Raw genomic sequence first — 17,706 nt, 5'->3', positions numbered from 1 at the left:
GGGAGCTGGGAAGAGGGCGCTCACCGGCCCGGGGCCGGCGCACGTGGCCGGCGGCCGACGGGGCCGGTGGTGTCCGGGAGGCACCGGAGGTCCGTGTTCCGACGGTTCCGGCCCGTGTCGCGGGCGCTCCCGGAGCTCGCGGCGGGCCTAGCCGAAGAAGACCTCGGCCTCCTCGTAGCGCTCGGCCGGGACCGTCTTGAGGGTGTCGGTGGCCTCGGCCAGGTCGACGCGGACGATGGCGGTGCCCTGGAGGCCGACCATCTTGCCGAACGACTTGTCGTGCACGGCCTCGATGGCGTTCACACCCAGGCGGGTCGCCAGCACGCGGTCGAACGCGGTGGGGGTGCCGCCGCGCTGCACGTGCCCCAGGACCACCGAGCGCGCCTCCTTGCCGGTGCGCTTCTCGATCTCCTCGGCGAGGCGCTGGCCGATGCCGCCCAGGCGCACGTGCCCGAAGGAGTCGGTCTCGCCGGTGGCCAGCTCCATCTGGCCCTCCTTGGGGTGCGCGCCCTCGGCCACGACGATGATCGGCGCGTACTGGGTCTGGAAGCGGCTCTCGACGTGCTTGACGACGTCGTCGATGTCGAAGGGGCGCTCCGGGATGAGGATGACGTTGGCGCCGGCGGCCATGCCCGAGTGCAGGGCGATCCATCCGGCGTGGCGTCCCATGACCTCCACGACGAGGGCGCGGTGGTGCGACTCGGCCGTGGTGTGCAGGCGGTCGATCGCCTCCATGGCGATGTTCACGGCCGTGTCGAAACCGAAGGTGTAGTCGGTCGCGTTGAGGTCGTTGTCGATGGTCTTGGGCACGCCCACGACGTTGACGCCGCGGTCGTGCAGCTGGCGGGCCACGCCCAGGGTGTCCTCGCCGCCGATGGCGACCAGCGCGTCGACGCCGAGCGCGGCCATGTTGTCCTTGACGCGCTCCACACCGCCCTCGATCTTCATGAGGTTGGTGCGGGACGAGCCCAGGATGGTGCCGCCCCGGGGGAGGATGCCGCGCACGGACTCGACGTTCAGCGGAACGGTGTCGCCCTCCAGCGGTCCGCGCCAGCCGTCCCGGAAGCCGATGAACTCGTACCCGTAGTCCTTGATGCCCTTGCGGACCACGGCGCGGATGACCGCGTTCAGACCAGGGCAGTCTCCGCCACCGGTCAGCACCCCGACTCGCATACGAATTCTCCTCGACGTTGTGTGTTCCCACGGCGCGAGACGCCATATGGTCTAGACCATAGTGGGCCCGGCTCCCCGTGGCCAACCCGGGGAGGTGAACAGCCCCGGAACGCCGTCGCCGTACGCGTGGGAGCGCGACCGGAACCGGGCGGGGGCACTGTCCGCTACTCGTCCAGGCCCTGGTCGATCGCGTACCGCACGAGCTCGACCCGGTTGTGCAGGTGCAGCTTGGTGAGGGTGTTCTGCACGTGGTTCTGCACGGTGCGGTGGGAGATGGTCAGGCGCTGGGCGATCTGCTTGTACGCCAGCCCCTTGGCCACCAGGCGCAGCACCTCGGTCTCACGCGGGGTCAGCGCGGGCGCCCGGGGCTCCCGGACGCGGTCGGACGACGACAGCCTGCGGTACTCGCCCAGCACGAGCCCGGCCAGTCCCGGGGTGTACACGGCCTCGCCGGTGTTCACGCGGCGCACCGCGTCGAGCAGCTCGTCCCGCCCCGCCGACTTGACCAGGTAGCCGGTGGCCCCGGCCTTCACGGCCGCCAGCACGTCGTCGCCGGCCCCGCTCGCGGACAGGACCAGTACCTGCGGGGGCTCGGGCATCGCGACGAGGCCCGCCGTCAGCTCGACCCCGGTCATGTCCGGCAGGTGCAGGTCCACCACCGCCAGGGTGGGACGCGCGGCCGGGGCGATGCGCAGCGCCTTGGCGCCGTCGCCCGCCGTCCCCACCACCTCGATCCCGGCCTCGCCCAGGTCGCGCGCGACCGCCTCGCGCCACATCGGGTGGTCGTCCACCACCAGTACCCGGATCTCCTCGGTCGCCATGCAGGGACCCTATCCCGACCGGGGCGGCCCCGTGCCGGCGGTTCGCGAACCCGTGCGGGACGTGTCGGCGCGGGGGCCGCACGGGTTCGCCGTCCGGGGTGCGCAACGGCGCAGGGGCGCGCGGGCCGGACCGGCCCGCACGCCCCTGCCCGCACGCCCGGTCCCGGGCATGCGCGTCAGTCGTCCTCTTCGAAGTCCCCGAAGTCGATGCCGCCCGGGGTCGCGGTGATCGTGATCTCCGTGCCCTCCGGCGCCTCGCCCGTGTGCGACTGGTGGGAGACCACCCTGCCGCCGAGGACGCGCTCGACGTTCACGTCGAAGCCCGCGTCCTCCAGCTCCTCCTCGGCGTCCCGCACCGGCATGCCGACCACGTCGGGGATCGTGACGCCCGGGGGGCCGGTGGAGACGGTCAGGGTGACCTCGCCGTTGGCCCCCACACTGGCGCCGTTGTCCGGGCTCTGCCGGATCACGAGGCCCTCGTCGACGTCCTCGCTCTCCTCCTCGACCACCCTGACGGTGAGGCCGAGTTCCTCCAGGGCCGTCCGGGCGGCGCCCTGCTCCTGGCCGACCACGGCCGGAACGGAGATGCTGCGGCTGACGGTGACCGTGACCGTGCCCTCCCGGTCGGCCTCGGCGCCCGCCTCCGGGTCGGTGGAGATCACCTCGCCGGGCGGGACGTCCTCGTCGTCCACGTCCACCTGTTCGAGGTTGTCCGGGGAGAACCCGAGGTCCTCCAGCGCCGCGAGGGCGTTCGCGGCGTCCTCGCCCGCCAGGTCGGGCATGGTCACGTTCTGCGGGCCCTGGGAGACGTACACGGTCACCTCGTCCCCGGGCGACAGGCGCTCGCCCTGTCCGGGATCGGTCCGACCGACGCTGCCCGGCTCGGCGTCGCTGTAGACGGGCTCCTCCGCGAGCGTGTAGACCAGCCCCTCGTCGAGGATGGCCTCGCGCGCGGCCTCGGGGCTCTGCCCCACCACGTCCGGCACGGACTCGAACCGCCCGACGAGGAACCACCAGCCGGTGAGGAGCAGCACCAGTGCCAGGGCGGCGGCGCCGATCCCGATCAGCAGACCGCGGCGCCTCGGGGCGTCGCGGTCGTCCGGGTAGTCGTCGTAGTCGTCCCCGTCGTAGCCGTCGTCGCGCAGCCCCGCGCTGTTCATGTCCACGACCATGGTGGCGTTCTCGGTGCCCGGCCCCGCCCCGCCCGCGATGAGCTGGGGGGCCGTGACGGACGCCGTCGCGGCGGTCGGGGCGACGGGTGCGAGCGGCGCCTCGCCGCCGGGGGCCCGGGCCGGCAGGCGGTGCAGGACCTCCAGCACCTTGGCCAGGTACTGGCCCGCGTTGCTCGGACGGTAGCGGGGGTCGCGCTCGGTGGCCTTGGTGACCAGCGCGTCCACCTCGGGAGGGAGGCCCGGCAGGAAGTGCGAGGGGCGGGGCACGTCCTCGTTGACGTGCTGGTAGGCGATCGCGATGGGCGTCTCGCCGGTGTGCGGCTGGCCGCCGGTCAGCAGCTCGTAGAACATGATGCCCGCGGCGTACACGTCGCTGCGGGCGTCGGCGACGCCCTTCTCGATCTGCTCCGGCGCCAGGTAGGCGGCGGTGCCCATGAGGGTGCCGGTCCGGGTGAGGCCCTGGTTGGACTGCTCCACGGCGCGCGCCAGGCCGAAGTCGGCCACCTTGACCCGGCCGTCCTCGGTGAGGAGGACGTTCTCGGGCTTGACGTCGCGGTGGACCATGCCCGCCTGGTGGGCGGCGCCGAGCGCGGCCAGGACCGACGCCATGACGTTCAGGGCCTCGTGCGGGGACAGGCGTCCGCGGGCCTTGAGCAGGTCGCGCAGGGTGCGGCCGGGCACGTACTCCATCGCCAGGAACACGTGTCCCTGGTCCTCACCCTGGTCGAAGACCTGGACGACGTTGGGGTGGGAGAGCTTGGCGACGGAGTGCGCCTCGTTGATGAAGCGCTGGACGAAGGTGGGGTCCTGTGCCAGCGACGGGTGCATCACCTTCAACGCCAGGCGGCGGTCCAGCCTCAGGTCGTGGGCGACGTAGACGGTCGCCATCCCGCCTCCGGCGATCCTGGACTCGACGAAGTAGCGTCGGTCGAGGGTCGCGCCTACGAGCGGGTCGGAAGTCGTCATGTCCACGGCGGAGTAGTGTCCTTGCTGCGGGGAGCGCGGGCTGTCGCGGTTGGTGGCGCGTACCCGACACCGGGTGTCGAACCGACACGATAGCGGAAGCCCACGCCAGGTCTGCCCCGCGGTTCGCGGTCGCGTCGCGCCTCTCCACCCTCGGTGGCGGGCGTTCGCGCCTGGTTCATCGGCGAGCGTGCGGTGCCCTCCGTCGGGCCGCACACCCATCCCACGTTAGGGGACGGTTCCAAACGTTCCGGGAACGGCGCTCCGGACCTCGCGGGGCCGGTGCGCGCCGGGCCCCCGGTCCGGGGACCGGGAGGCCCGGTCCCCGCGGCGTCGCGGCCCCGGGGGCCGTCCCGGCGGGCCGGCCAGGGTGGGACCGGTCACGCCCGGACGGAACACGCGCCCCGTGCGCCCCGGCCCCGGGCGCGTCACTCCCCGGAGGGACGGGACACGCGGTCGGCGGCCCTCCCCGGGCGTGCGCGGCGGCAGGCCGCGCCGGGGCGCTACTCCACCGCGGGGGACGACGCGAGGGCGTGCCGGCGCACCGGGATGCGACCGGCCAGGCGGGCGCCCCGGCCGGCCCGGACGGCGTCGCGCATCGCGGCGGCCATGCGCACCGGGTCCTGTGCCCGGGTCACGGCCGTGGCCAGCAGGACCGCATCGCAGCCCAGCTCCATCGCGAGGGCGGCGTCGCTGGCGGTGCCGATCCCGGCGTCCACGATCACGGGGACCCCCGCGCCCTCCACGATCAGTTCGAGGTTGTGCGGGTTGCGGATCCCCAGCCCGGAGCCGATCGGCGCGGCCAGCGGCATCACCGCCGCGCACCCCAGCTGCTCCAGGCGCCGGGCCAGCACCGGGTCGTCGTTGGTGTAGGGCAGGACGGTGAACCCCTCGTCCACCAGCTGCTCGGCGGCGTCCAGGAGCTCCACCGGGTCGGGCAGCAGGGTGTGCTCGTCCGCCACGACCTCCAGTTTCACCCAGTCCGTGCCCAGGGCCTCGCGTCCCAGCCGGGCGGTGCGCACCGCGTCCGCCGCGGTGAAGCACCCGGCGGTGTTGGGCAGCGCGCGGATCCTGTTGCGGGACAGCACGTCCCACACCGACCCCTGGGCGCCGGGGGAGACCCTGCGCATGGCCACGGTGGTCAGCTCGGTCCCGGAGGTCACCAGGGCCTCCTCCAGGACCTCCAGGGAGGGCGCCCCGCCGGTGCCGGTGATCAGCCGCGAGCCGAAGGAGGTCCCGGCGATCACCAGGGGGTCCTCGACTCGTCCGGTTCCGTGTGCGCTCATGCTCAGCCTCCCTGGACCGCGGTGAGGACGTCCACGCGGTCGCCCGCGCCCAGCGCGCCGTCCGCCCACGCGGCCCGGCGCACCACCTCGTCGTTGACGGCCACGGCGATCCCGCCGGGGATCGTGCCGCCGCCCGGCGCGGTCAGGTCGCGGACGACCGCCTCCACGGTCGTGCCGTCGGCGAACTCGCGGAGGTCGCCGTTGATGATGAGTTGCACTGCCTCTCCTACTCCCACGTCGTCGTGTGCGCGTCGCCGGACACCCGGTCCGCGGCGAACCTGCGCGCGTACTCCGGCAGGGCGCCCGTGGTGAGGGCGCGCGCCATGGCCTCCCCGGTGGCCGGGGTCAGCAGGACCCCGTGCCTGAAGTGCCCCGCGGCCAGGTGCAGGCCGGGGACCCGGGTCGGCCCCAGCAGGGGCTCGTTGTCCGGTGAGCCCGGGCGCAGGCCCACACAGGTCTCGGTGACCTCCAGCTCGGTCACCCCCGGGACGAGCTCGCGCGCGTCCCGCAGGACCTGCCAGAGGCCCCCGGCGGTGAGCGAGGTGTCGTAGCCCAGCTCCTCCTGGGTGGCGCCGATGACCACCTCTCCGTCGGCGCGCGGCACCAGGTAGGTGGTGAAGCCCCTCACCAGGCCCCGGACCGTGCGGCCGACGAGGGGCGGTTCGCCGGCCGGCACCCGGGCGCGCAGGAGCTGGCCCTTGACCGGGCGCAGCGGCGGCACCACCGGTTCGGGCACCTTGACGCGGTCGCTCCAGCAGCCTGCGGCCAGGACGACCTGGTGGGCGGGCAGGACCCGGCCGTCGTCCAGGCGCACGCCCAGCCGGGCGCCCCCGGGGCCGGGGGCCGTGACCTCCTCCGCCCGACCGGCGGTCTCGGTGACTCCCGCGCGTCCGCCCGCCGCGGCCAGGGCGCGCAGCAGCAGCCGGGGGTCGACGGAGTGGTCGTCGGGGGCGAGCACGCCGCCGCGCACGGACGGGGCGAGCACCGGCTCCAGCCGGCGGCACTCGCGGCTCGTCAGGCGCTCGGTGGCGATGCCCAGGCGCTCCTGGAGCCGGTGCAGGTCGGTGAGGACGGCCATGTCGTCGCGGTCGAAGGCCACCAGGAGGGTCCCGGTGGTGCGGTAGCCCACGCGGATCCCGCCGGCGGCCTCCAGTTCGGCGACGAACCCGGGGTACATGCCCGCGGAGCGGACCCCGAACTCCATGAGGGGCTCCTCGCCGAACACGGCCTCGGTGGCCGGGGTGAGCATGCCCGCCGCGACGGTGGAGGCGGCACGGGCGCCGGCGGGGCCGGTCACGGGGTCGGGTTCGACCAGGGTGACGCGGAGGCCCTCCTGGGCGGCCCGCCAGGCGGTGACCCTCCCCACGAGGCCGCCGCCGACCACGACGACGGTCCGCTCCGGCGCGTCCCCGGGGCCGCCACCGGTAGGACGAATCGTTTCGCGGCGGGGATCGTTCTTCGTGCGCACGGCGCTGTTCCCACTCCCTTCGCCGGCATGACCCGGATCAGGTTCGTGCGGTCGGAGGCTCACAGCCTCCCTCTCAGCCGGGTCCCACCCGGCTCCCGCGGGATGTGCAGAGGTCTGTCCCCATCCTAGAACCTCCTCCCGGAATGCGTGGCAGTGGTGGGGATCTCCACGGCGCCCGGCCCCCGCGGCGCCGGAAGGTGTCCGGGCCCCGTGCGGATGTGGCAGATTGGGAGGGTGACACGAAGCGACATCGACATAGACACGCTGGTCGGCGAGTGGCTGACCCTGAAGGAGGCGGCCGCGCCGCTCGGCGTGAGCCCCAACCGGATCAAGACCCTGATCCGCGAGAACCGCATGATGGGTGTGGTCCGCGGAGGGCAGCTGTCCGTCCCCGCCGCCTTCATCGACGGCGACGACCTCGTCAAGGGGCTGCCCGGGACCCTGGTGCTGCTGACCGACGCGGGCTTCTCCACGGAGGAGGCCCTGCGCTGGCTCTTCACCCCCGACGACACCCTGCCGGGCACGCCCATCCAGGCGATGCGCGAGAACCGGGGCACCGAGGTGCGCCGCCGCGCCCAGAGCATGGCCTTCTAGCGCGTGGTCCGCGGACGCTCTCGGCGGGCGTCGGCGGACGCGGTCCCGGAACGATCCGCGGAACACGGCCCGGGGCGCGGCGCGCCGTCGGGCGGCCTCCCCTCGGGGGCCGGCCGGCGAGGGCCTAGGGTGGGCGGGGTGAGGACCAGCCACGGAACCAGCCTGCGCAAGCGCCTGGACGCATCCCTTCTGTACCTGTGCACCGACGCCCGGACCGGGCGCGGTGATCTCGCCGAGTTCACCGACGCGGCCCTGGCCGGAGGGGTGGACATCATCCAGCTCCGGGACAAGGGGCTGGAGGCCCGCGAGGAGATCGCGGCCCTGGAGGTCATGCGGGAGGCCTGTGAGCGGCACGGGGCCCTGCTCGCGGTGAACGACCGCGCGGACATCGCCCGCGCGGTGCGCGCCGACGTCCTGCACCTGGGCCAGCGCGACCTGCCGGTGCCCATGGCCCGCGACATCATCGGGGCGGACCCCGTGATCGGCCGCTCCAACAACGACATCGCGGCCGCCTCCTCCTCCGCCGAGGAGGCCGGGAGCGACTACTTCTGCGTCGGCCCCACCTGGGCCACCCCCACCAAGCCGGGCCGCCCCGCGGCGGGCCTGTCCCTGGTCGAACGCGCCGCCGCGCTGGGCACGGACCGCCCGTGGTTCGCCATCGGCGGGATCGACGCGACCAACATCGACGCGGTGGTGGAGGCGGGCGCCCGCCGGGTCGTGGTCGTGCGCGCGATCACCGAGGCCGAGGACCCCCGGGCCGCCGCGGCCGGGCTGCGCGAGCGCCTGACCGCCCGCACCGGGGGCTGAGCGGCGCCCCCGGCCCCGCCGGACCCCGGGAGGGCGAGGACGCCGCCCCGCCCCGCCTCCGGGGGAGGGGCCCGGGACGGCGGTGCCGCCGCGGCTCCCGCGCAGGCCGGTGGCCGCGGCCGCCGCGCTGATCCCCGTCGACGGCCGCCCGCGCCCGGCCGGTGGTCCGCCCCACCGCCCTCACGGCACGAGGAGCACCTTGCCCAGGACCCGGCGCTCCTCCAGCGCCCGGTGGGCCTCCTCCGCCCGCTCCAGGGGCAGCGTCAGCCCCACATGCGGTCTCACGCGCCCGGAGCGGGCCATCTCCAGGATCCGGCGCACGGCGCCGCTCCGACCCTCCTTCCCGTCCTCCAGGTCGAAGAGGCCGAACACCTCGATCCCGCGGCGCTCCGCCTCCCCGGCGTCCACCTCGGAGAAGCGGCCCCCCGCGGAGCCGTAGGAGAGGAAGCGTCCGCCGTCGGCCACGGCGCCGAACGCCGCCTCGCCGAGGTCGCCGCCGCTCCCGTCCAGGACCATGTCGGCGCCCGCGCCGCCGGTGGCCTCGCGGACCCGCTCCACCCATCCGGGCTCGGAGTAGTCCACGACCGCCTCCGCCCCCATCTCACGGGCGAGAGCCAGTTTCTCCGGGCCCCGGGCGGCGCCCACGACGCGCGCCCCGGCCGCGGCGGCGAGCTGGACCGCCAGGCTGCCGGCCCCGCCCGTCGCGGCCAGCACGAGCACCCACGTGCCCGGGCCGAACCCGCCGCTGCGCTCCAGCGAGAGGGCGGTGGGCCCGTCGTGCAGGAGTGCCAGCGCCTGCTCCGGGGCCAGGCCCTCCGGGACGTCGACCAGTCCCGACGCCGGGACGGCGACCCGCTGGGCGTACCCGCCGAAGGGGGGCACGGGCTCGCCCCCCTCCGGGGCGGCACGGCCGGTGTCGGTGACGACCAGCGCGCCGACCCTCTCCGGGGCCACCCCCTCGCCGACCCGGACCACGGTCCCGGCCACCCCCGCGCCCGGCACGTACGGGGGCTCCACCGGGAAGTGGTCCAGCCCCCATCCGCTGCGGACCAGCGTGTCCAGGTACATCACGTTGGACGCCGCCACCTCCACCACGACCTGCCCGGGCCCCGGCTCCGGTTCGGGCACCTCCCGGGCCACCAGGACCTCGGGGCCGCCGAACCCGTCCACCCGTACCGCTCGCATACCGGATCTCCTCGCTGTCGCGCCGTGCTCTCCGCCGGCGGTGCCCAGCCTGGTACCTCAACTAATATTGAGGTCAAGTCCCGGTGCGGGAGAAGTCCCCGGGACGACGAAACCGCCGCGCACGGGGCGCGGCGGTGGCGGGCGGGCGGTGGTCAGACCCCGACGTGCGACAGGGCGCTCGGATGGCGCCGGAGGAACCCCTCGATGGACTGGGCCGGGTGGCCGGTCAGCTTGGGCACCGTCGGGGCGACCTCGTCGAGCTCACCCGCGGCGATCGCGGCGTACGACGAGGCCCACCCCTCGACGGCCCACTCCGGGGCGCCGGTGGCGCGGCGCGACTCCAGCGCCTCCTCCCAGGTCTCCGGCACGTAGCGGACGGAGCGGCCGGTGAGCGTGCCCAGCTTGTCGACCGTGGCTCCGAGGGTCAGGGCCTCCGGGCCGGTGACGTCGTGGGTCGTGTCCTCCGAGGCGAGCGCGGTCGCCGGGTCGGTCAGCACCGCCGTCGCCACGTCCGCCACGTCGTCCCGGGACACCCACGCGACCCGGCCGTCGCCGGCCGGGCCGCGCACCACGCCGTCGTCCCCCACCCAGCCGGGCAGCAGGTCCAGGTACAGGCTGGGTCTCAGGAACGTGTACCGCACCCCCGTCGACCTGATGTGGGCCTCGGTGTAGAAGTGCGTGCGCGCGAACGTGAACGTGGCGGCCGGACCAGCCCCCAGGAAGGACAGGTAGACGATCCGGGACACCCCCGCGCGGACCGCCCCGTCCACCGCGCTCAGGTGGACGTCCATCCGGTCCTCGGACTCGGTCGCCGAGACCAGGAACAGTGTGTCCACACCCCGGCAGGCCCGCTCGAAGCCCGCCGTGTCCTCGTAGGCCGCCATCGCCGCGGTGCTGCCCGGGTACTCCGGCGCCCGGTTGATGTCGCGCACGACGAGGCGCTGCGCCAATCCGAGCCGTGCGATCCGGGCTGCCACCCGCCCGCCCAGCGCCCCGGTCGCCCCGGTCACACCTATGGTGTGGTTTGTCATGTGATCGTCGCCCATGACACCCCATCCTGAGGTACGAGGGCCTGCCGGGCACTCACCGGCACGCGGCTTTTTGCGCCTCCGGGTCAGGGGGTGGTGCGCTCTTGGCCCTTCCCCTCGCCGGGCCCCGCGGGAGGGCCTGCGCCGTCGCCTCCGGGGGTGCCCTCCGACGACCCCCGTCCGGTCCCCCGGTAGGCCAGCCGGCGCAGCAGCACCTCGGCCGGGCCCCGCCTGCCCGCGCGCTCCAGCGCGTACGCGCCGGCCACCGTCACCAGCCAGACCCCCACCGCGAACAGGAACATCGACCACGGCGACAGGTGGGCCGCGACCCCCAGCCCCCAGGCGGTCAGGACCGGCGCGCACAGGACCGACTGGGCGAGGTACGCCGACAGCGACCGCTTGCCGGTCGCGCTCAGGGCGGTCACCACCGGCCCGGGCCCGCGGCCCCCCGCCTGGATCCGGTGGGCGACCAGGGCGATCAGCGCCACGTAGCCGACGCCGCAGGCCAGGCCGGTCACCATGTGGGGCAGGGCCAGCATGCCGCCCTGGGAGACGGTCAGGTCCCACGCCCCGACCTGGACGAGCGCGGAGGGGAGGCCGCCCAGCCACCCGAGGGAGATGCCGGCGGCGGCCGTCAGCCGCAGAAGGACCAGGTGGCGGCCCGGTTCCTCCAGGATCCGGCGGCGCGCCGCCCAGAAGCCGAGCAGGATCGCCGTGGGCACGGTCAGGCCGAGCAGGCCCTGGCCGAGCACGATGAGCGGCCACACCGACAGCCGCCCGATCGCGGCGCCCAGGATCGAGGGGTTGCCGATGTTGAAGGCCATGTCGTCCATGCCCGGACCCGCCATCGCGGGCTGGTCCGCGGGCATGAGCGCCAGGCCGACCAGGCTGGCGGCCGACAGCAGCAGCATGAGGCCGGTCAGGAGCCCGGCCCACACCAGCAGGGTGGTGTCCCTGCGGCGCAGGAACAGCCAGCCCAGAAGTAGGCCGGCCAGTCCGTAGGCGCCCAGGACGTCGCCCATCCACAGCAGCAGAGCGTGCACGAGGCCGAACGCGAGCAGCCACAGGTTGCGGCGGCGCAGCAGCGCGTCGACGGCCTCCGCGTCCGCTCCCGCGGCCTCCTGGCGCCGCGCGAGCTGCACCATGCCGTAGCCGAACAGGAACGCGAACATCGGGTAGCTGCGCCCGTCGACCGCGACGACGGTGAAGAACTGCGCCGCCGCGTCCAGCACGCCCCCGGGCTCCGGGTGGGCGCTCAGGCCGCCCATGGGGACGGCCCACAGGTACCAGACGGTGTTGGCGATCGCGATGAACAGGAGCATGAACCCGCGTGCCAGGTCGGGGGCGAGCGCCCGTTCACCCGCGTCCGTCGGGCCTCGTGAGACGGTGTGCCCAGACATGGGGTGTCCTCCGGTCGCGCTAGGTCTTTCGACGATTCAACCGGAGGACGAAGTCGGGCACAACGTACTTTCGCGCTGGGAAACCCCTGAATATCCCCTAAGGGCCGGGTTCAGTGGGTGCGCGCGGTCGCCGCCACCACCAGGGCGCGCAGCGGCTCGCGGGCGTCCGCGTCCAGCTCGGGGCTGTCCAGGGCGGCCACGGCCTGTCCGGCGTACTCCTCGACGAGGTCCTCGCAGGCGCGCAGCGCGCCCGAGCCCTCGATCAGCCCGCACATCCACTCGACCGCGTCCACCGACAGGTCGGGGTCGCCCAGCAGGGAGGCGAAGCGCTCGCCGTCGGCGGCCCCGGTGCGGGCCAGCGTCTCGGCGACGATGAGTGTCCGCTTGCCCTCGCGCAGGTCGTCGCCGGCGGGCTTGCCCGTGGTGGACGGGTCGCCGAACACGCCGAGGACGTCGTCGCGCAGCTGGAAGGCCACGCCCAGCGGGAGGCCGTAGTCCGTGTAGACCCCCGCCAGCTCCTCGTACCGGCCCGCCAGGGCCGCACCCAGGTGCAGGGGGCGCTCCACCGTGTACTTGGCCGACTTGTACCGCATCACGCGCAGGGCGGCCTCGCGGGTGCTCGTGCTGCGCACCTGCTCTAGGGTGTCCAGGTACTGCCCGGCCATCACCTCCGTGCGCATCGCGTCGAAGGGGCGCCGCCCGTCCCGCAGCACCTCCGGCGGGAACCCGCTGGCCTGGTACATCTCGTCCGACCAGACCAGGCACAGGTCGCCGATGAGGATCGCCGCCCCCCGGCCGAACCCGTCGCCGTCGCCGCCCCACCCCTGGTCGGCGTGCAGCCCGGCCAGCCGCTTGTGGGTGGCGGGCAGCCCGCGGCGGGTGTCGCTGTTGTCGATCACGTCGTCGTGGATGAGCGCGCACGCCTGGAGGTACTCCAGGGACGCGGCGGCACGGATCAGCCGCTCGTCGTCGGCGGCGCCCCCGGCGCCCCTCCACCCCCAGTAGCAGAAGGTCGGGCGCAGGCGCTTGCCGCCGGAGAGCATCGCCTCCAGGGCGTCCATGGCGGGTGCCAGCTCCTCGCCGATCCCCAGGACCAGCTCGCGGTGCGCGGCGCCGAACCCGGCCAGCTCGCGGTCCACCGCGGGGCGGGCCGCGAAGACGGACGGGGAGAGTGCGGAAGTGGAAGAAGAGGAAGGGGCCATGTCCTGCACGTTATCGGCTGTTCGGGGCGTCCTCACCCCGGTTCGGCCGACCCGCCCCGCCGGGGCGGGCGGGTCCGCGCCCCATCGGGCGCGCCCCGCGCCGGACGGCCCGGACACGGTCTCGCACTGTGGGACGCCGGTCCCTGTCCGTGAGTGCGCTTCGCCTAAGCTGGTGCACATGCTGGCAGCACCGACACGCCCCGTGGCGCCCCGAAGCCCGGCCCCCAGGCCGCGTCATATCCGCGAACTCCTCAACGCGGGCGAGCCGATGTTCTCCTTCGAGTTCTTCCCACCGCGCACGCCCCAGTCGCAGGAGCGGCTGTGGCGCGCGATCCGGGAGATCGAGGCACTCGGCCCGTCCTTCGTCTCGGTCACCTACGGCGCGGGCGGCAGCACGCGCGGGCTGACCGTGGAGACGACCGAGCGCATCGCCACCGACACCACCCTGCTGCCGGTGGCGCACATGACGCTCGTCGACCACTCCGTCGCCGAGCTGCGCCACCTCATCGGGCGCTTCGCGGACGCCGGCGTCTCCAACATGCTCGCCGTGCGCGGCGACCCCCCCGGCGACCCCGACGGCGAGTGGGTCAGCCACCCCGAGGGGCTGACCTACACCGAGGAGCTCGTCCGCCTCCTCAAGGACAGCGGCGACTTCTGCGTGGGCGTGGCCGCGTTCCCGTACAAGCACCCGCGCTCGGCCGACGTGGAGACCGACACCGACCACTTCGTGCGCAAGTGCGAGGCGGGCGCCGACTACGCCATCACCCAGATGTTCTTCGACCCGGAGGACTACCTGCGGCTGCGCGACCGCGTGGCGGCCCGGGGGTGCGAGGTGCCGATCATCCCCGAGGTGTTCCCCGTGGTCCGCTCGTCCTTCATCCCGCGCTCGGAGAAGCTCTCCGGGGCCCCCTTCCCGCGCGCCCTGGCGGAGCGGTTCGAGTCCTTCGGCGACGACGCCGAGGCGGTGCGGGCCTTCGGCATCGAGCACGCCCAGCGCATGTGCGAGCGCCTGCTCGACGAGGGCGCGCCGGGCATCCACTTCATCACCTCGAACCAGTCCAAGGCCACCAGGCAGATCTTCCGTGAGGTCTCCGGTCGCCGGAGCCCGTCAGGGGCAGACGCGCGGCCATGATCGAGAAGGGCTGGTCGGGGCTGCCCGGGAAGGCGAAGTCCTCCAGCACCTCGGTGAACCCGCACGAGCGGTAGAGGTGGCGCGCCGCCGACGGCCCCGTCCGCGTGGACAGGACGGCGGTGCGCTCACCGCGCCCCTCGCACAGGGCGTGGAGCACGGCCCGTCCCACGCCCTGGTTCTGCGCCTCGGGGTGGACGTGCACCTCGGCGATCTCCAGGGGGTCGGCGAGGTAGCGGCGCGCCTGGCGCGCCCGCCCGCCGGCGTGCAGCCCCTCGGCGACCATGTCGTGCCACCACTGGCCGCGCACGCCGTGGAAGCCGTAGGCGAAGCCGACGGGGCGCCCGTCGCGGAGCGCGACCACGGCGCGGAAGCCCGGGTAGTAGGCGTGGCCGTTCATGACGGCCGCGCGACCGGGCAGCTGCTCGGGCGGCGGGCGCATGGCGGCCTCGTACACCCGGAGCAGCGCGGGGACGGCGTGCGTGAAGGCGGGCGGCGCCAGTTCGCGCAACTCGGTATCGGCTACCACAGCCCGATTTTAGGGCACGGGCCGCCGACGCGCCCTCGGCGCGGGGGACCTTGACGGGTCGGACGGGCTGGGGTTAACTGGTTTCTATCGAACAGGAGTTCGATTTACTTCCGCCGGGTCCGCCCGGCGGAGTGCGGCGCGGCCGGGTTGGGGAGGGGAAGCCCCACGCCCGGCCGCGCCGTTGCGCCGGCCCCGGACACGACGAGAACCGGCGCCCCCGGGGGGTGCCGGTTCTCGTCGAGCGGGTGCGACCTTCGTGTGTTCCCCGGTCCCTAGAAGGCGTCGACCGCGCGGCGCGCCTCGGGGTCGAGGACCCCCCAGTTGATCAGCTCCTCGGTCAGGTCGCCGGGCGACTTGTCGTAGATGACCGCGAGTGAACGCAGGTCCTCCTGGCGGATGGACAGCACGCGCCCGTTGTAGTCGCCGCGCTGGCTCTGGATGGTGGCGACGTAGCGGGAGAGCGGTCCTGCCTTCTCCTGCGGCAGCTGCTGCATGCGCTCCAGGTCGATCACCAGCTTGGGTGTCGGGCCCAGAGGCGTCGGCGCAGCGCCGCCCGGCAGCAGCTCCGACATGGGGACCCCGTAGAAGTCGGCCAGCTCGGCCAGCTTCTGGACGGTGACGGCGCGGTCGCCGCGCTCGTAGGAGCCGACCACGACGGCCTTCCAGCGTCCGTGGGACTTCTCTTCCACCCCGTGCAGGGACAGGCCCTGCTGGGTGCGGATGGCGCGCAGTCGCGCACCGAGGGACTTGGCGTATTCGGATGGCATGTTCTTGTCGCTCCCGGCCGTGACGGTGGCTGGCGTGGTGGGGGGACGTCCGCTCGTACTCGGCGAACCGCCTGTGCGGCTCAGCGGATGGTCACGGGGTGCAACCCCACCCGGTAGTGGTTACAGACAGTGACGGTAGGGGGGTCTGCCCCCCAGGTCAAGCCGTTGGTGTGAAACGCGACTAATCGGTGGCCAAACCGTGCGTAAGTGAGACTCCTCTCATGTCCGGACGGTTCGGGACGAGAGGGGCGTCGCGCTGGTCCACAAAGCCCGTTTCTACAGGGAATTTCACCTTTCAACCATTCTGTGGTCGTATCCACTGCGTGGCGATATGGCCACTCCTGGGCGATGAGAGTCCCCTCAATAGTGTGACCAGAGTCACATTGGCTGTTTTCGACCCCGGACCGCCCCTCGGGTGACCCGATCGCCGCTGGTAGCGTGGGGCCGATCGACATCCTTTAACGACCTGTTCTGTGAGGCAGGGAAGGGGTCACTGCTTTGCGTGTCCGAAAGTCGACGCAAGGTGATGCCGAAGGCGTCGCCGAACCGTCACCCGAGGTGCCCGACGGCACCCGCGCCGTCCTCGACGGCAACGAGATCAACCGGGCTCTGACCCGCATCGCCCACGAGGTGCTCGAACGCACCAAGGGCGGCGGGGACGTCACCCTCCTGGGCATCCCCTCCCGCGGTGTCCCGCTCGCCCGGCGCCTGGCGCAGCGCATCGGACGCGTCGAGGACCTCGCCGTCCCCGTCGGCTCCCTCGACATCACGATGTACCGCGACGACCTCAGATCGGCCCCCGTGCGCGCCCTCGGCAGGACCGAGATCCCCGGCGGCGGACTCGACGACCGCGTCGTCGTCCTCGTGGACGACGTGCTCTTCTCCGGCCGCACCGTGCGCGCCGCCCTCGACGCCCTCGGCGACCTGGGCCGGCCCCGCGCCGTCCAGCTCGCCGTGCTCGTGGACCGGGGCCACCGCGAACTGCCCATCCGCGCCGACTACGTGGGCAAGAACCTGCCCACCTCCCTGCGCGAGAACGTCACCGTGCGCCTGGAGGAGACCGACGGACACGACGCGGTCCTGCTCGGCCCCTCGCGGCCCCCGTCCGGCGCCTCCCGGGACGGAGGCCTCCGACCCGGGGCCCCCGGCCCCCGTCCCGGCTCCACCGAGGGGAACGCCTGATGCGCCACCTGCTCTCCACCGGAGACCTCAGCAGGGACGAGGCCACCCTCGTCCTGGACACCGCGGCCGAACTCGCCCAGGTCGGCGACCGCTCCGTCAAGAAGCTCCCGACCCTGCGCGGCCGCACCGTCGTCAACCTCTTCTACGAGGACTCCACGCGCACCCGCACCTCCTTCGAGCTCGCCGCCAAGCGCCTGTCCGCCGACGTCATCAACTTCTCGGCCAAGGGCTCCAGCGTCTCCAAGGGCGAGAGCCTCAAGGACACCGCGCTGACCCTCCAGGCGATGGGGGCCGACGCCGTCGTCATCCGGCACAGCGCCTCGGGGGCCGCCCACCGCCTCGCCACCTGGGTGGACGGCTCCGTCCTCAACGCGGGCGACGGCACCCACGAGCACCCCACCCAGGCACTGCTCGACGCGTACACGATGCGCGAGCGGCTGGGGCGCCTGGACGGCCTCAGGGTGGCCGTCGTCGGCGACATCCTGCACAGCCGCGTCGCGCGCTCCAACGTCCTGCTGCTCACCACCCTGGGGGCCCACGTCACCCTGGTCGCGCCGCCCACCCTGCTGCCGGTCTCGGTGGACACCTGGACGTGCGAGGTCTCCTACGACCTCGACGACGTGCTGCCCAAGTCCGACGTCGTGATGATGCTCCGCGTGCAGGCCGAGCGCATGCGCGACTCGTTCTTCCCGTCCGTGCGCGAGTACAGCCGCAACTACGGCCTCGACGGCGCGCGCCTGGCCCGGATGCCCGAGCACGCCATCGTCATGCACCCCGGACCGATGGTCCGCGGCATGGAGATCGCCGCCGAGGTCGCCGACTCGCCCCGGTGCACCGTCACCGCGCAGGTCGCCAACGGCGTCAGCCTGCGCATGGCCGTGCTCTACCTGCTGCTCGGCGGCTCCTAGCCCGCGCCCTCCCCGGGGGACGCCGCCCCGTTCCGCGACCGGCGCCCCGGGGGCCGGCGCCCGCCGGCGCCCGAGCCGGCCCCGCGCGGTGA

General features: G+C 74.0%; 17 protein-coding genes and 1 riboswitch. Of the genes, 5 read left to right on the top strand and 12 right to left on the bottom strand.

The genetic code is table 11. The annotated features are described in order from the left end of the window. Positions 1-147 precede the first annotated feature (147 nt). From ACFQBR_RS29725 to thiO, 6 genes are all read right to left on the bottom strand, one after another. On the bottom strand, positions 148-1,173 hold the full coding sequence (locus ACFQBR_RS29725) for a 6-phosphofructokinase (RefSeq protein WP_267948897.1): 1,026 nt from the start codon (positions 1,171-1,173) through the stop codon (positions 148-150). A 164-nt stretch (positions 1,174-1,337) separates the two neighbouring features. Further along, the gene (locus ACFQBR_RS29720) at positions 1,338-1,994 is read right to left on the bottom strand and encodes a response regulator (protein WP_267948898.1); all 657 of its coding nucleotides are present in this window, start codon (positions 1,992-1,994) and stop codon (positions 1,338-1,340) included. A 176-nt stretch (positions 1,995-2,170) separates the two neighbouring features. Then, entirely contained in the window at positions 2,171-4,138 is a 1,968-nt protein-coding gene (gene pknB, locus ACFQBR_RS29715; protein WP_344185188.1) for a Stk1 family PASTA domain-containing Ser/Thr kinase, read from the bottom strand. Positions 4,139-4,632: 494 nt separating this feature from the next. Then, the gene (locus tag ACFQBR_RS29710; RefSeq protein ID WP_344185187.1) at positions 4,633-5,415 is read right to left on the bottom strand and encodes a thiazole synthase; all 783 of its coding nucleotides are present in this window, start codon (positions 5,413-5,415) and stop codon (positions 4,633-4,635) included. Between the two features lie 2 nt (positions 5,416-5,417). After that, on the bottom strand, positions 5,418-5,633 hold the full coding sequence (gene thiS / locus ACFQBR_RS29705; protein ID WP_267948901.1) for a sulfur carrier protein ThiS: 216 nt from the start codon (positions 5,631-5,633) through the stop codon (positions 5,418-5,420). Positions 5,634-5,641: 8 nt separating this feature from the next. Next, positions 5,642-6,883 carry a glycine oxidase ThiO gene (gene thiO / locus ACFQBR_RS29700; RefSeq protein ID WP_378554912.1) on the bottom strand — a complete coding sequence of 414 codons (1,242 nt, stop codon included), beginning with the start codon at positions 6,881-6,883 and terminating at the stop codon, positions 5,642-5,644. After that, positions 6,879-6,992: riboswitch (TPP riboswitch) on the bottom strand. (Overlaps the previous gene by 5 nt.) A 107-nt stretch (positions 6,993-7,099) precedes the next feature. Here thiO and ACFQBR_RS29695 point away from each other — a divergent pair. Together ACFQBR_RS29695 and thiE are read left to right on the top strand one after the other, a co-directional pair. Further along, complete coding sequence (locus ACFQBR_RS29695) at positions 7,100-7,477, top strand: Rv2175c family DNA-binding protein (protein WP_267950307.1); 378 nt, start codon at positions 7,100-7,102, stop codon at positions 7,475-7,477. A 138-nt stretch (positions 7,478-7,615) separates the two neighbouring features. Next, entirely contained in the window at positions 7,616-8,284 is a 669-nt protein-coding gene (gene thiE, locus ACFQBR_RS29690) for a thiamine phosphate synthase (RefSeq protein ID WP_330157729.1), read from the top strand. Positions 8,285-8,464: 180 nt separating this feature from the next. Here the strand turns inward: thiE and ACFQBR_RS29685 are convergent, their stop codons facing one another. The 4 genes from ACFQBR_RS29685 to ACFQBR_RS29670 all read right to left on the bottom strand — a co-directional run bounded on the left by ACFQBR_RS29685 (position 8,465) and on the right by ACFQBR_RS29670 (position 13,099). Further along, positions 8,465-9,469, bottom strand: coding sequence for a zinc-binding dehydrogenase (locus ACFQBR_RS29685; RefSeq protein WP_378554911.1), 1,005 nt, complete (start codon positions 9,467-9,469; stop codon positions 8,465-8,467). 152 nt (positions 9,470-9,621) lie between these two features. Beyond that, on the bottom strand, positions 9,622-10,515 hold the full coding sequence (locus ACFQBR_RS29680; RefSeq protein ID WP_267948904.1) for an SDR family oxidoreductase: 894 nt from the start codon (positions 10,513-10,515) through the stop codon (positions 9,622-9,624). Between the two features lie 68 nt (positions 10,516-10,583). After that, on the bottom strand, positions 10,584-11,897 hold the full coding sequence (locus ACFQBR_RS29675; RefSeq protein WP_344182866.1) for a DUF418 domain-containing protein: 1,314 nt from the start codon (positions 11,895-11,897) through the stop codon (positions 10,584-10,586). A 110-nt stretch (positions 11,898-12,007) separates the two neighbouring features. Further along, positions 12,008-13,099, bottom strand: a complete 1,092-nt coding sequence (locus tag ACFQBR_RS29670) for a polyprenyl synthetase family protein (protein ID WP_344182864.1) — start codon at positions 13,097-13,099, stop codon at positions 12,008-12,010. Positions 13,100-13,301: 202 nt separating this feature from the next. On the opposite strand from ACFQBR_RS29670, the gene metF reads away from it, so the two are divergent. After that, the gene (gene metF / locus ACFQBR_RS29665) at positions 13,302-14,231 is read left to right on the top strand and encodes a methylenetetrahydrofolate reductase [NAD(P)H] (protein ID WP_267950308.1); all 930 of its coding nucleotides are present in this window, start codon (positions 13,302-13,304) and stop codon (positions 14,229-14,231) included. Here metF and ACFQBR_RS29660 read toward each other — a convergent pair. Further along, positions 14,143-14,757 carry a GNAT family N-acetyltransferase gene (locus ACFQBR_RS29660; RefSeq protein WP_267948907.1) on the bottom strand — a complete coding sequence of 205 codons (615 nt, stop codon included), beginning with the start codon at positions 14,755-14,757 and terminating at the stop codon, positions 14,143-14,145. The genes metF and ACFQBR_RS29660 overlap by 89 nt on opposite strands. A gap of 272 nt (positions 14,758-15,029) precedes the next feature. Further along, complete coding sequence (gene bldD, locus ACFQBR_RS29655) at positions 15,030-15,524, bottom strand: transcriptional regulator BldD (protein ID WP_013154123.1); 495 nt, start codon at positions 15,522-15,524, stop codon at positions 15,030-15,032. A gap of 558 nt (positions 15,525-16,082) precedes the next feature. On the opposite strand from bldD, the gene pyrR reads away from it, so the two are divergent. Both pyrR and ACFQBR_RS29645 read left to right on the top strand, forming a co-directional pair. Continuing rightward, positions 16,083-16,706 (top strand): bifunctional pyr operon transcriptional regulator/uracil phosphoribosyltransferase PyrR, encoded by a 624-nt coding sequence (gene pyrR / locus ACFQBR_RS29650; RefSeq protein WP_267948908.1) that lies wholly within the window; start codon positions 16,083-16,085, stop codon positions 16,704-16,706. Then, positions 16,706-17,614 (top strand): aspartate carbamoyltransferase catalytic subunit, encoded by a 909-nt coding sequence (locus ACFQBR_RS29645; RefSeq protein ID WP_267948909.1) that lies wholly within the window; start codon positions 16,706-16,708, stop codon positions 17,612-17,614. Before pyrR ends, ACFQBR_RS29645 begins: the two co-directional genes overlap by 1 nt. Positions 17,615-17,706: the final 92 nt, after the last annotated feature.

The organism is Nocardiopsis tropica, assembly GCF_042660575.1.
In the GTDB taxonomy this organism is placed as follows: domain Bacteria; phylum Actinomycetota; class Actinomycetes; order Streptosporangiales; family Streptosporangiaceae; genus Nocardiopsis; species Nocardiopsis tropica.
The sequence above is the reverse complement of the archived record's forward strand: the minus strand, read 5'-3'. Positions and strand labels throughout refer to the sequence as shown.